The following is a 13,709-nucleotide window of genomic DNA, read 5'->3' as shown; positions in this document are numbered from 1 at the left end:
TCCAATCAAGCTGCGTCGGGGATGACGGCCGTCACCTCGATCTCCACGACCCATTCCGGCCGCGCGAGGGCCGGAACCACCAGGCCGGTGGAGCAGGGAAACACACCCTTGAGCCACTTGCCCATCTCCTGGTAGACGGCCTCGCGGTAGCGGATGTCGGTGACATAAACGACGATGCGGCAGATATGAGCCATCTCGCTGCCAGCTTCTTCCAGCAGCATCTTGATGTTTGCCATGGTCTTGGCCGTCTGCGCACCGGCATCGCCCACATGCAGGCACTCACGGGTTTCGAGGTCCTGGGAAACCTGCCCTCGCAGGAAGACCATCGTGCCGCGGGCCACCACGCCTTGGGACAGGTCATTATCGAGCTTCTGCTCTGGGTAGGTCTCACGGGTGTTGAACGGGCGAAGACGCTTGTGGATCATGAACTGGTTCTTTCACTGAGAAAAATCGCCTGTGCGGCCGACAGGGAACAGCACGCACAGGCAAGGGGGGTCACTTCGCTACGGCCGGCGCCTTTTGCGTGCCATAGATGCGATCGGACAGTCCGGCAGATTCCTTGGTGAAGCGAAGCGGCTCGCTCCAGTCAAAGTTGTTGTAGACCGCCGCCAGATGCGCAAAGGGCGGGGCCTGCGCGAAGAGCTGGAAAGTGACGCGATGCCCCGCATAGTCGGAGTTCAGTAGGTCGCGCGCGAAGGCCAGAAGCTTGCGCCGGTCCTCGGCCTGCCAATTGTCATTCAGCGTGTAGTATTTGTTCAGCCACGGGCCCGCCTCCGGATCACGGAAGCTGGCGACGTCCGGCGTGATACAGATCTGGCCGCCACACAGTTCGCGCGCCAGGTGCATCATGTTGTGCAACTGCGAGCAGGCAAGCACGCGACCGGTCATCAGCAGCGACTGGTTCGGCATCAGAAGGCCCGCCGGGCTGGGCTCGGCATTGGCGATCGCAGCCGTCAGATGGGCATTGATGCCCTCGCGGTAGCAGGCGAGCTGCGCAAGCTTTTCCTGAACCGCAGGCTGCTTTTCCAGACCCGTCTGGCGCACGTTCCAAAGTGCTGCACCGATCATCAGATCGGCAAGCTTCAGGTTGCGCTGAACGAAGGCAAATGCGGAATAGCGGTGCAGCGTCGAGCGGATGAACTGCGCGGCCTTGGTGTACTGGTAGAACAGCACGTTCTCCCAAGGGATCAGCACATTGTCATAGATAACCAGCGTATCCACTTCGTCGACGCGGTTCGACAACGGGTAATCCTCCGCCGGGGCGCGCCCTGCAAAGCCGGTGCGGGCGATGAAGCGAAGGTTCGGCGAAGAGAAGTCGCAGACGAAACCAACCGCATAGTCCGACAGCTTCTCGTCGCCCCAGTTTGCGATCGTCGGCTTGGTGAAGGCCTGGTTGGCATAGGCCGCAGCCGTCTCATATTTCGCGCCGCGAACGATGATGCCTGCATCCGTTTCCTTGACCACATGCAAAAGCATGTCTGGGTCCTGGTCCTGCGGACGCTTGGAGCGATCGCCCTTCGGATCGGTATTGGCCGACACGTGGAACGGATCGTTGCGCAGCACTGTGTTGATATGCCGCTCGATATTTTCGGCAAAGCGCGGATCGACTTCGTTCAACATGTCGCGGCCGTCGAACAGCGACCACATTTCACCGACGGTCTCGTCGCCGACGCGGGTGACAATGCCCTTGACCTCATCGAGCACAGTGTCGGTGGCGAGGCGCTTGTCGTGCCAATCCTGCTGCGTATGCGGCAGCTTGAGCCCGACGGCGAAACGCTCGCCGCCCTCTTCATAGCTCATGATCGAGCTGTATTGCGCGTCATGCGCCATGTCATAAATGCGAGCCCGGATATCGACGATGGGCTTGAACATCGGGTGAGCCGTGACGTCCTTGACACGCTCGCCATTAATCCAAACCCGCCGGCCATCCCGGATCGAATCCCGATATTGGTTACCGGTTCTAATCATTGAAATGCCTTCCGTTAGATAACTTCATAGTTCTGGAAAACTCGCTCAATTGGTCATCGGCAGCGCGGCCGGATGACAATAAGTGCGGCGGCAATGAGCCAGCGGGGCACTCTCGGTGGCGGTCACATCCACCACCCGGCCGACGAAGATCGTATGCGTTCCAGCATCCTGGCTGCTATGGAGGACGCAATCGAAGGTGCTGGCAGCGCCCGGCAGGCGAACCGCGCCGGTAGTGGTCGCCTGCCATTCCGCGCAACCGAAATCAAACGCCTCACCCTCGCGCGGATGCCCGGCAAAAACATCGGAAATGTCATGCTGGTTGGCTGCCAGGAGATTGACGCAAAATACGCCGTTCTCCCTGATCGCTGCGCAAGCGGGGCTGCGCTGGTTGACGCAGACCAGAAGCATCGGCGGATCTGCCGACACTGAAGCCATCGCACTGACCGTAACGCCGAACATACCGCCAGTACCGTCTGTAGTAACGACATTGACACTGGTGACGGCTCCGCTCATGGCCGAGACGAATGCTGCCCGATCAACCGTCGGAATCGCAGTTGTAACAGCCGTGAAAGGGGGCAATACTTGGGAGGTTGCTTCAAGGGTCGACATCTTCGGACCTCGCGACTTGCTCATTGACTACTCGCTGTCTGAATTAGTGCGGCAAAAAGCTTCTTTTGTATAATAAATCTTAGAGATTTCTAAGATCAGGATTTCCGATCCAGCCGATTTCAATCTTCGCGCAAGGTCCGAATGACGGCCTCGACGGCAAATTCGTAACCCCTCGCGCCCAATCCGATCAGGCAGCCGGCCACGGCCTGCGAGATTGGCGAGTGATGGCGGATTGCTTCGCGCTTGAAGACGTTGCTGACGTGAACCTGAAAACTCGGGCCGCCAAAGCTCGCCAAGGCGTCCATCAGCCCGATGGAGGTGTAGGAAAGGCTGCCACCATTGATGACGATGCCGTCGGCCTTGCCGCGCGCCTGATGAATCCAGTCGATCAGTTCGCCTTCCGCACTGGACTGGCGAAAGCGGACTGTCGCACCCAGCGTCTCCGCCTTGGCCCGGCAACGCTCTTCTATGTCGGCAAGGGTAAGCTTTCCGTAGGGGCCGTTCGGATCGAGCCCATAGAGATTGGTGTTCGGCCCATTCAGAACTTCGATATGCAATTTGTCCACCATCCCTGCTCACACGCGTTGTCTGTCGTTGCTCACGCCGGCACATGTTCTCGAGGCCGGGTCGCCGCCATTGCGGGACGTTCATCAAATTCGCCGAACCAGCGCTCGGCGACGGGACGATTCTTGTGCCATTCCAGTTCGGGAAAGCGGAAATCGAGATAGCCAAGCGCACAGCCGAAGGTGATCGTACCGATCGTAACCGTGTCTCCGACCGTCGGCAGCAGGGCCTCAATGCGGTCGAGCGCCGTCGTGACCTTTTGCAGCTGGGCGGCACGCCATTCGCCGCTGCGCTGGTTTTCCGGCCGCATCATGATCTCGTATCGGGCCAGCAGTGCCGCATCAAGAAGGCCATCACCCAGAGCCTGCTGCGCAAGCACCTCCCACCGCGATGGCCCGTCAGGCGGGAAAAGTTTTTTGTTTCCGCCTTTTGCCGCTAGATATTCACAAATTACCCTGCTGTCGAACAGACAGCCCGCCTCATCCGTAACCAGTGCAGGAATCTTACCTAACGGATTGAAAGATCTCAGTTCCTTGTCACCAGCCAGAGGGGTGGTGCCGCTGAACAGCAATTCGATCTCATCTACAAGATCGGTTTCATGCGCCACCGCCATTACCTTGCGGACATAGGGAGACGTGGGTGCGTAAAAAAGCTTCAAGACAGTACCCGCAATTGTTTGAAGAGAGTCCCAGGCAACGGCCAAAGGTCGGCGGCGGGTCTCGATTAAGAGCGATGATCGAACCATGCGGAGCACCGCGTCCGCAGGTGATTTTCCGTCAGGGCTTCTGGTCTTCGGCACCGACGCCGGCGAGAGCCGCGCGCGCCACTTCGACATCCTGCGCGCCCGTACCCGACCCGACGCCGACGGCACCGACACACTGCCCCTCGATGACGATCGGCAGCCCGCCTTCCAGATTGGTCAGCCGGCCGCCGCCGGCGATAGCGAGCTTGATTTCATAGTTCGGATCGAGCCTAGAGGTCGGCTGGCGGTGCGAGGCAGCCGTAATGGCCTTCGACATGGACGTTTCGCGCGACAGCAGCTTCGCGCCGTCCATTCTTACAAAAGCCAGCAGATTGCCGCCGTCATCGACAATCGTGATGTTCTGGGGAACACCAAGTGACTCAGCCTTTTCGACCGCACTCGCGAGCGCCTTCAACGCTCCGGCATGCGTGAGTTTCAATACGGGCCTGGTCGTCATGGCTTCCTCCGGCTGGCGTGCCGGCCATGACAACCAGGCCGACACAATGCATTTGCGTCGAAATATCCGGCCACCGGACTGCAACTGTAAAATAATATTGCTCGTGTCTTTGGATCGAGTTTTACGATCCTTGAAGGACACTGGAATTTCATGCCCTGCCGAGGAAGTCGACAATGAGTGGGGCCGATGCGAGATTCCCGGAAGATTGCAACGTAAGGCTTGTTGTCGTCGGCGAAATCGCAAGAGTGCCCAAAGAACTCATCTCGGTTTCAGCCTGCCGCGCCATCACCCGGTACTCACCGCAAGCAGGCTTCAGCACCGATACCGGCCAGCTAACCGACCCTTCACCAGGCAATCGCAGCGATCCAGGCAAGGCGCCGAGTTCCACGCTCCACGGACCGCCAAGCAGGGCATTGGCAGCATCGATCTCTCCGGCCGCCAGGTGATTGCGCACCAGCGTAGATGAATACTTGGCGCCGTCCTGGCCAAGCTCATCGACAGCGGTCACGGCAAAACCGCTTTGCTCGCCAAACCGGCACAGCAGGTCCACATCGCCGCGCCGCTGCTTGCCGAACCTGAAACCGCGCCCGACGACAATTCTCGAGACAGCCAGTCCACCGACCAGGATATCGTCGATGAACTGTTCGGGCTCCTGGCCGGCAAAGGCGCGATTGAAGCGGGGACTATAGAGGAAATCGAGGCCAAGGCGGCTGAAGGTTTCTCTTTTCGTGGTGGGCGAGGACAGCCGAAACGGTTCGGAATGCGGTGCGAAAAGCTGTTTGGGATGCGGCTCGACCGACATGACACCAAGCGGTGCACCGCATGCCGAGGCCTCGGCCCGCGCGGCTGCCAACAGCGCCTGGTGCCCACAATGGAACCCGTCGAAATTGCCGAGAAGCATGACGCTTCCCTTCAGCCGCTTAGGGACCACCGCAGAGTCGGTCAGAAGCTGGAGTTCGTGACCGGCGGCGACACGATGACAAGATTTTCCGATGTCATTCATGGCGCGCGCCAGCAGGTCCATGGACCTGCTGGGGTCCAGTGATAGAGAAAACGCTTCTTGAATGGCGACCATCATGTTCATGGCCGAAAACTAGCGTGCGCTCCTGCATCACAAAAAACAAAGACGATTTGGATCGGAAATTTCGAAGCCTGTCGGCTGTCCGCTATCTGGCGCTTTCCGGGGAGATCGCTGCGACCAGGCAGGCGCTGCCTGCATCTGTTGCAATCAACACATCCAGCATATCGTCCACGATCAATGTCTGCCCCTCGCCGACCTGAATGCCAGACACCCGGCAGCCGCTTTTTGCTGCGTGCGCGACAATCATTCCGCCCGGCGGTACGTCTCGCTTTTCCCGGGCGGGTCCGCGGAGCACGCAAACATGAGCCTGCCAGCGGCCGCGCCGCGTCATCACATTCATGACCCGGGATGCGCCGGCAGGCAGACGGGAGCTGGGCGCCAGCGCACTGTCGAAGCTGAGAGGCCACAGATAGGGAAGCTCGGTTTCCTGTCCATCGGAAAAGCAAAGCGTCAGCGGATTTTCGCCAAGCCGGGTGATCGTGCGGTCGATGCCCGGAAAAACGGAAAAGCGAGACTCGTCGACGATCGGCGCACGGCTGATGCGGATATCGAAATCCTCATGCGAGCTGCCTTGTGGCAGCAGCAATACGTCCTCGGTAATGCCGCCACCGTTTTTCCAGGGCGTCTTTCGATAGTCTTCCGAAGTAAGGAGCATCACTATGCAAATCTCCGGCAGGCTGCCGCCCCGCTTCCCCGATGTCGCCGGCAGATATGCCGGCGAAGGCGCGGGGCGGGTATGGCGGTCAGTTCGCGGTGTTGGAAAGAAGAACGACTTCGGCAAGATTGATTGCGATGTCAGCCTTCAGGCCGACTGGAACACGCCCGACAACATCACCGCCCGGAAGCCGCATCTCTATCGGACCGAGACCATCGACATTCAGCCGGGTGATCGTGTGCGAGCCTTGATAGATGTGGGTCAGAACTTCGCCGGTCACGACATTGCGCCCGCCATCCGCAGGTGTGGCGATGCGGATGTGTTCGGGCCTGACGAATGCCTTTGCGGACTGACCTGAAGCGAATTGCCACTCCGGGCGACGTGGAGCAATCAACCGAATATTGCCTATATCAAGCGAAATTTCATCACTCGCAACGGTGCATGTGGCCGGCGGCAAGGCGTTGATTTCGCCAATGAACGAAGCGACGAATCCATTCGCCGGATTGCGATAGAGATCGATCGGCTCTGCCACCTGCTGGATCTGCCCACGGTTCATCACCACGATGCGATCCGACAGGCTCAAGGCCTCACCTTGATCATGGGTGACGAAAATCGTCGTCAGGCCGGTGTTTCGATGCAGCTCAATGAGTTCGACCTGCATCTGGGCGCGCAGGCTCTTGTCGAGAGCCGACAAGGGTTCATCGAGCAGCAGCACCTTGGGCTTGATCACGATGGCGCGCGCCAGAGCGACGCGCTGCTGCTGACCGCCCGAGAGCTGCGAGATGCGGCGGTGCTCCATGCCGGAGAGACTCATCATCTCGATCGCCTGCATGACCTTGCTCGAAATATCGGCTTTCGTAAATTTCCGCTGGCGCAGGCCAAAGGCGACATTGTCGAAGACGTTCATGTGCGGAAACAGCGCATAGCTTTGAAAAACCATGCCAGTGTCGCGCAGATGCACCGGCACATTGGTGACATCCTTACCGCCGATGCGGATCGCACCCGAACTCGGATTGATGAAGCCGGCAACCATGTTGAGCAAGGTCGTCTTGCCGCAGCCACTCGGCCCCAGCAGGGTGATGAATTCACCTGTCCGGATGGAAAGCGACACATCGTTGACGGCCTGGACCGAGCCGAACACGCGGCTGACATGGTTGATCTCGACAGCACAATCGTCAGGCTGGAGCGCGGTCATTTTCTGATGGATCATGAGTAGAAAACCTCTTGGTGCATCAGCCGTTGTCGATTCCGAGAATACGACGAAGACCGAGGAAATGATTGGCAACGATCATGATGATCGTGGTGGACAGGATAAGCAGTGCCGAGATCGCCGAGATGGTCGGGTCCGCATATTCGCGAATGTAGTTGTACATGGCGACAGGCAGGGTCTGGGTGCGGCTTGCGGTGACATAAAGCGATGCTGTGAACTCGGTCAGCGAGAGGATCGCAGCGATGAGCCAGCCTCCGATCATGCCGGGCAGCACCAGCGGGATCGTGATCTTGAACAACACCTCGCTCGGCGTCGCGCCAAGATTGGCAGCAGCACGGGCATAATTCGTGTCCACATTGCTCAGCGACACAAACACTGCCCGCGTCACGAACGGCGTCACCAGCAGAAGGTGAGCCATGACGATCACGGCATAGCCTTGCGTCAGGCTCAAATGGCTGCCCAATAGAAGAAAGCCGAAGCCGGTGGTGAAGTGCGGGATGATCAGCGGCGACCAGAGCGCTGCCTCAAGCAGGCCGCGGCCGCGGAACTTGTAGTGAAAGATCAGGAAGGCAAAGCTCGACCCGAGCAGTGTCGCCAGTGTCGAAGACAAGGCCATGACGACCAGGCTGGATTTGAACGCCTCCTGGAAATCGGGATAGGTCAGCGCCTTTTCGTACCAGCGCAGGGAAAAGCCGGTCGGCGGGAAGGCCATGAGTTCAGTCGGGTTCACCGACGTTGCCACCACGACCACGGCCGGCAGGGTCATATAGACAAGGATAAGGACGACGGCAGACCAAAACAGGACGCTTCGCATGTTGGTGCTCCTGCTCATACTGTTGCCAGTTTGCGTTCAAAACGCGCGGTCGCAAGCTTCATCAGGCCCAGGCTACCAAGAGCCGCTCCCAGTGCAATAAGACTGAGCACTGCGGCAAAGGGCAGATTGAACGAGGAGAACCCCTGCAGATAGACGACGTTCGAGATCATCAGAACCTTGCCCCCACCGATCAGTTGCGGCGTGGAAAAGGCGCTCATCGTCCAGGCGAACACGACGACGAAGCTGGAAAGAATGCCGGGCATCGTCAGGGGAATGGTCACTCGCCAGAACACCGTATTGGGCGTGGCACCAAGATTGGCCGCCGCCTTTTCGCAATCGCGCTTGACCTGGCTGATGGCGGTGGCAAGCAGGATGATCATTACCGGCATGGCAAACTGCACGAGCGCAATGACGACGCCCGGGCGCGTGTACATGATCGGTATGGAACCCTCGATGAGACCGAGTGCCTTCAAAGTTGTATTGATGACACCGTCGGTGCCAAGCACGAGCATCCAGGAATAGGTGCGCACGATCTCGCCGGTGAAGAGCGGCGTAATCGCCAGCACCACAAGCACAGAGCGTACCCAGTTCCTTTCCGCGCGCACCACAGCAAAGGCGATCGGATAGCTCAGCACCAAGGCAAAAAAGGCTGTGGCAAAGCTCAGCAGGAAAGTGTCGAGCAGCACCCAATAGTAAATGGGTCGGTTGATGCGGGCAAAATTGTCGAGGGTAAAACCTCCGACTTCGACCGAGCCTGGAACGAATTCGAGGAAGCTGTACTGGAAGACATTGAACATCGCCGCGGCAAAGATCACCGCCACGAGGACCGCCGGCACCAGGAAAGGAATGAAGAACGGGCGCTGTTGCGTCATCGTCATCGGGCGGCGCTATGACGCCGCCCACCCTGTTTTACGGTTGTTGATTACTGCATCATGTTTTCGGTGAACCAGATCTTCCACAGTGGAAGTAGCTTGGCGTAGGTCTCGTCGTCGAGAACGATCGCCTGCTTTTCCCACTGCTCCGGCGTGGTGAAGATGCCCGGCAGCTTGGCGAGTTCGGGGGAAACCTTTGCCTTCTGGTTCATCGGCGAGCATTTGTGGAACTCGCAGAGTTGCTCCTGAATGGCCGGGTCGAGCGCGACATTGATGAATTCGTGGGCAGCATCCAGCTTCTTGGTGCCGGCATTGATGCCGAGCGCGCCGATGCCGACCACGGCACCTTCACTGGGGATGTCGATCTCGACCGGCACACCCTGCTCGATCAGGTGATATCCGTTGATCGAAAGCAGCACCTGCACCGGCGTCTCGCCCGTGCGGATCAGGTCCTGGCTTGTTGCATCGGACTGGTAGAATGCCTTGATACTCGGCTTCAAGGCTTCGAGCTTGTCCGTGATGCTCTCCCAGTCGGACGGCGTCTTGCCCTCCATGATCGACGACGCGATCACGATATGGCTGGGGTCGAAATCGGGCAGACCCAGCTTGCCCTCCATGCTCTTGTCCCAGAGCACTTTCCAGGAATCGACCTTGAAGCCTTCCGGCATCAGATCCGTGCGAAAGGCCGGCGTATAGACATAGGAGTAAACGCCCATCTCATATCCACCACGATCTCCGGCCGCATAGAGGTCGGCGGCATTCGGGATCTTGCTCATGTCGAGTTTTTCGAACAGCCCATCGGACTGGTAGAGATAGCCGACATGCGAGGTGGTGTAGGTGACGTCCGATTCCGGATTGTCCTTGGCGACCTTGGCCTTAGCCAGGCGGTCGAGCGTGCCACCGGTGATGAATTCCACTTCCATGCCGGTCCGCTTGGTGAATTCCTTGGCGATAATGCCTGCCCCGTCCTTCCAATTGCCGCCCCAAGTGCTGACAATCAGCTTCTCCTGGGCACTTGAGGGCGTTGCGGCAAAGGCCGTCGCCAACAGACTCAGGCTGACCAGAAATCTCTTCATTGAATTCTCCTCCATTTTTTCAATGTTCGCTTACGTTACGTCAAGCGAATGCCCCTCTTGTTCTGTCGGGGCCGCCGCCTGCAGTCTTCAATATCCTCTTCGTGGATCGACCCTATGGAGCGGCTCCTCGCCGCGCCGCACGCGCCTGATACTCTCGGCGACGTTACGAACGGCAAGCGCCGGGATCGTAATGCTTGCCAGATGCGGGGTTATTAGGACATTGTCCAATGTCCAGAACGGGTGATTGCGTGGCAGCGGCTCGACGTTGAAGACATCCAGTGTCGCCTCGCCGATCGCACCTGAGCGAAGCGCTTCTATAAGTGCATCTTCATCCACGACCGCGCTGCGCGAGGCATTGATAAATTTTGCCCCGCGCGGCATGAGCGCCAATTCGCGAGCGCCGAGCAAGGCGCGCGTATCGCCGGTCGCCGGCAGCAGCGAAACGACGATTTCGCACTGCCCGAGTACCTGGTCGAGCGCCTCGCGCCCGGCGAAGCAAGCGACGCCCGCTATATTCTTCAGGGTCCGCGACCAGCCATAAACATCATAACCCATGCCTGAGAGCGTTTGGGCAGCATGGGCGCCGAGTTCACCAAGCCCCAGAATGCCGACCTTGATCTCGGACAGGGATCGCGGGTGGACATAGTGCCACTCGCCTCGGCGCGTGGCGCGCTCAAAAATATGCATGTCACGGGCATAGCGGGTGACCGCATAGACGACATAACTCGTCATCAACGAGACCATCCCCGGATCAGACAGGCGGGTGATGGGAACAGGCACCAGATCGTCCCGGTTCAGCAGTGCGTCAGCGCCCGCGCCAAGATTGGTCACCAGCTTCAGATTGCGGAAGCGATGGAAAAAGCCCTTCGGCGGCAACCAGGTCAGGGCAAAGCTGATTTCGTCCGGGTCGCCAACATCAGGATCAACACGAAAATCAATGTCGGGAAGTTCGGAGGCGAGCGCCTTTCGCCACGCTTGAGGGTCATCCACTGGGCTGTAAAAAACCAATGCGTCAAGCGTCATGCAAACTCCCCGCTACAGCACGGTTTCCTGATCAAGAGCCGTCTACAGGCACCGACTGTCACCGGCACTGTTGGATTTCAGGTCAGCTTGAGGCGGGGGCACAAAATTGAAAAGCATTTTTGTTCGGTCTTTTGGATTGGCAAATCCGATCCAATCATAGCCATATCCAATGCGGTGTCATGAGCGCTGGACGCGCATCCCGGCGTTTTCCAAAGACTGTTGATTTCTTGCGTCAGAGCTTCGGGCTTGAACGCGGCTTATGACCTGGAGGCCATGGCGGTCTCTCCATGCGGGCCATAGCCGCCCATCGGAACTACAAGCTGGACATTGTGTGCGCGGGCACCTGCAGCTCAACGGCAGTGCCGAGGGCGTGAAGCACGGCGGCAATGCTGGGATTTCGTGTCTCGCCTGCTCTAACGGCTGCGAATATCTGCCGGCGGATCTCAGGCACCACCGGCACCGACACCACCTCGCCGCGATAGCTCTTCAGCCTCAGCCCCGGCATGACGGACACCGAGCAGCCTGCCTCGATCAGCGCGACCACCACCTCGAACCCATTGCAATAAGCGTTCACGACAGGCTCGAAGCCGGCATGGTGGCAAGCCGCCATGATGACTTCGGAATATTTGTTGGACGCCACGTCGAGCGCCCATTTGGCATCCGCTAACTCGTTGAGGTGGACGCTGTCGCGCCCCGCCAGAGAATGGCCGGCCGGGAGGATCGCATAAAGCCGGTCGTCGCACAGATAGGTTTTTTCGACATTGCGATCGGCACTGGAGGGATCGACCGTCAGGTCGTCGACAATCGCGACATCCGTTTGCCAGGCCCGCAAGGCTGCCAGGCCCTCCATGGGTTCCATCACATTGAGAACGACCCTCAACCGCGGGTGGGCTGTCTCCACCTCCTGCATCGCCGCAGGTGCAAGCGTCGAGGCAATGGACGGAAATGCAGCCAGCCTGACTTCGCCCGCGACAATCTTCTTCAACTCGGCAAGGTCGGTCTTGGCTTCCTCCAAAATGCCGATGATTCTCTCGGCATGCGCCACGAGCCGTTCCCCGGCCTCGGTAAGGCGTACTCCCCGCCCGCGCCGGCTTATCAACGGCACGCCTGCCTCGTCTTCGAGCTGTGAAATCTGCTGCGACACGGCAGAGGCCGACACGAACAACGCATCGGCGACTGCCGCCATGGTCTTGCGCTTGGCCAATTCGCGAAGCGCCCTTAGCCGGGAAATATCCATCGATCGGTTCCGGTTGGTCAGCCACTGTTTATATTTACTTACATATTAATCAAGGAAAATTAAGTGGACCTTATGAAAAACACCCCCTAGCGTCTGATTGGCTGAAGGGACCGGTCATGATCGGCGGGCTTGCGCGGCCCCTCGTGTTCGTGGTTTAGGACCGCGCCTGAGACTTCCCGGCGGAACGGCAAACCGCCATGCCTGCAAATCCGGCCGACTCCATTTCAAGTCGGGCATTACAGTATTGGTATCAAAGTAAGGGGAATGAAATGTCATTGGGCAAACTTTTGGCAGCCGGCGTCTTCGCGACCATCGGCCTGTCCATGAACCCGGCCTCCGCCTCCGTCCTGGACACCGTCAAGGAACGCGGGGTGCTGCATTGCGGCACCGACAACACCGCGCCGGGCTTCGGCTATCTCAACACCAAGACCGGCCAGTTGGAAGGTCTCGACGTCGATTTCTGCAAGGCCGTCGCCGCTGCGGTGCTTGGCGACGCAACCAAGGTGAAGTTCGTCACCGTCACCGACAAGAGCCGCTTCGATGCCGTGCTCACCAACCAGGTGGACGTCGTCTTCGCCCACACCACACTCAAGCCGGCACGCGAATCCGCCATTTCCGTCGATTTCCTGCCGATCAATTTCTATGACGGCACCGGCATCATGGTTAAGTCCGAGATCGGCGTAAAGTCGCTGGACGAACTGGACGGCGCCACTTTCTGCACCACGCAAGGGTCGGTGACCGAAACGGTTCTGGCGAGCGCCTTCAAGGCCAAGGGCTGGACCACCTCCAAGGTCCTCACCTATGAAAACCTGGAAAAGCTGTTCGCGGCACTCGGCTCGGGCCGCTGCGACGCCATGAGCACGGACAAGTCGGCGCTTGCCGCCTGGGCCGGCAATTCGCCCAACCCATCCGACTACGTCATCCTGCCTGATACGCTCGACAAGTCGCCCTTCGCCGGCTTCGTGGTGGCCAATGATTCCAAATGGCGCAATGCCCTGCGCTGGATCACCTACGGTCTGTTCCAGGCTGAGGAATCCGGTGTCACCATGGCAAAGCTCGATGAGCTGATGAAGAGCGACGATCCGTTCTTCCAGAAGCTGCTCGGCGTCAATGGCGGCTTCGGCAAGGACTTCGGCCTGCCCGACGACTTCATCCAGCAGGCGGTTCGCGCCGTCGGCAATTACGGCGAGATCTATGAGCGCAATCTCGGACCGGACACCACCATGTATCTGGAGCGCAAGGGCACCCCGAACGCCCTGTGGACCGAAGGCGGTGCCATCTACTCGCCGCTTTGGAACTAATTGCATGCTTTGACCGCATGCCACTGTCCGGCGGCTATGCCGCCGGACTTTCCTTTATCGGCGGTCGAATGAGGCATAAAATGTCGACCAGCCGTTTTCT

General features: G+C 59.1%; 15 protein-coding genes. 1 reads left to right on the top strand and 14 read right to left on the bottom strand.

What is annotated here, in order from left to right; genetic code table 11:
* Nucleotides 1–5 precede the first annotated feature (5 nt).
* The 14 genes from EET67_RS12465 to EET67_RS12400 form a co-directional block, all read right to left on the bottom strand.
* On the bottom strand, nucleotides 6–425 hold the full coding sequence (locus tag EET67_RS12465; RefSeq protein WP_128626509.1) for a RidA family protein: 420 nt from the start codon (nucleotides 423–425) through the stop codon (nucleotides 6–8).
* 70 nt (nucleotides 426–495) lie between these two features.
* Nucleotides 496–1,968 carry a 4-hydroxyphenylacetate 3-hydroxylase family protein gene (locus EET67_RS12460; RefSeq protein ID WP_128626508.1) on the bottom strand — a complete coding sequence of 491 codons (1,473 nt, stop codon included), beginning with the start codon at nucleotides 1,966–1,968 and terminating at the stop codon, nucleotides 496–498.
* 45 nt (nucleotides 1,969–2,013) lie between these two features.
* Nucleotides 2,014–2,481, bottom strand: coding sequence for a flavin reductase family protein (locus EET67_RS12455; protein ID WP_165899885.1), 468 nt, complete (start codon nucleotides 2,479–2,481; stop codon nucleotides 2,014–2,016).
* A gap of 215 nt (nucleotides 2,482–2,696) precedes the next feature.
* Complete coding sequence (locus EET67_RS12450; RefSeq protein WP_245450889.1) at nucleotides 2,697–3,134, bottom strand: type II 3-dehydroquinate dehydratase; 438 nt, start codon at nucleotides 3,132–3,134, stop codon at nucleotides 2,697–2,699.
* 41 nt (nucleotides 3,135–3,175) lie between these two features.
* On the bottom strand, nucleotides 3,176–3,886 hold the full coding sequence (locus tag EET67_RS12445; RefSeq protein ID WP_342634666.1) for a glutathione S-transferase family protein: 711 nt from the start codon (nucleotides 3,884–3,886) through the stop codon (nucleotides 3,176–3,178).
* Between the two features lie 31 nt (nucleotides 3,887–3,917).
* Nucleotides 3,918–4,340, bottom strand: a complete 423-nt coding sequence (locus EET67_RS12440; RefSeq protein ID WP_128626505.1) for a GlcG/HbpS family heme-binding protein — start codon at nucleotides 4,338–4,340, stop codon at nucleotides 3,918–3,920.
* Between the two features lie 148 nt (nucleotides 4,341–4,488).
* Entirely contained in the window at nucleotides 4,489–5,343 is an 855-nt protein-coding gene (locus tag EET67_RS12435) for an FAD synthetase family protein (protein ID WP_165899884.1), read from the bottom strand.
* 163 nt (nucleotides 5,344–5,506) lie between these two features.
* The gene (locus tag EET67_RS12430; RefSeq protein ID WP_128626688.1) at nucleotides 5,507–6,076 is read right to left on the bottom strand and encodes a HutD/Ves family protein; all 570 of its coding nucleotides are present in this window, start codon (nucleotides 6,074–6,076) and stop codon (nucleotides 5,507–5,509) included.
* 88 nt (nucleotides 6,077–6,164) lie between these two features.
* Complete coding sequence (locus tag EET67_RS12425; protein ID WP_245450887.1) at nucleotides 6,165–7,286, bottom strand: ABC transporter ATP-binding protein; 1,122 nt, start codon at nucleotides 7,284–7,286, stop codon at nucleotides 6,165–6,167.
* A gap of 22 nt (nucleotides 7,287–7,308) precedes the next feature.
* Nucleotides 7,309–8,100 (bottom strand): ABC transporter permease, encoded by a 792-nt coding sequence (locus EET67_RS12420; RefSeq protein ID WP_210211121.1) that lies wholly within the window; start codon nucleotides 8,098–8,100, stop codon nucleotides 7,309–7,311.
* A gap of 14 nt (nucleotides 8,101–8,114) precedes the next feature.
* Entirely contained in the window at nucleotides 8,115–8,978 is an 864-nt protein-coding gene (locus EET67_RS12415) for an ABC transporter permease (RefSeq protein ID WP_245450885.1), read from the bottom strand.
* A gap of 44 nt (nucleotides 8,979–9,022) precedes the next feature.
* On the bottom strand, nucleotides 9,023–10,048 hold the full coding sequence (locus tag EET67_RS12410) for an ABC transporter substrate-binding protein (RefSeq protein ID WP_128626502.1): 1,026 nt from the start codon (nucleotides 10,046–10,048) through the stop codon (nucleotides 9,023–9,025).
* Nucleotides 10,049–10,135: 87 nt separating this feature from the next.
* The gene (locus tag EET67_RS12405) at nucleotides 10,136–11,071 is read right to left on the bottom strand and encodes a 2-hydroxyacid dehydrogenase (protein WP_128626501.1); all 936 of its coding nucleotides are present in this window, start codon (nucleotides 11,069–11,071) and stop codon (nucleotides 10,136–10,138) included.
* 313 nt (nucleotides 11,072–11,384) lie between these two features.
* The gene (locus EET67_RS12400) at nucleotides 11,385–12,308 is read right to left on the bottom strand and encodes a LysR family transcriptional regulator (RefSeq protein WP_128626500.1); all 924 of its coding nucleotides are present in this window, start codon (nucleotides 12,306–12,308) and stop codon (nucleotides 11,385–11,387) included.
* Between the two features lie 269 nt (nucleotides 12,309–12,577).
* Here EET67_RS12400 and EET67_RS12395 point away from each other — a divergent pair, with 269 nt between their 5' ends.
* Nucleotides 12,578–13,609 (top strand): transporter substrate-binding domain-containing protein, encoded by a 1,032-nt coding sequence (locus tag EET67_RS12395; RefSeq protein ID WP_128626499.1) that lies wholly within the window; start codon nucleotides 12,578–12,580, stop codon nucleotides 13,607–13,609.
* Nucleotides 13,610–13,709: the final 100 nt, after the last annotated feature.

Source organism: Borborobacter arsenicus, from assembly GCF_003934165.1.
Taxonomy (GTDB): domain Bacteria; phylum Pseudomonadota; class Alphaproteobacteria; order Rhizobiales; family Rhizobiaceae; genus Pseudaminobacter; species Pseudaminobacter arsenicus.
Note: the sequence above shows the minus strand (reverse complement) of the source record. Positions and strands in the feature narration are given on the sequence as shown.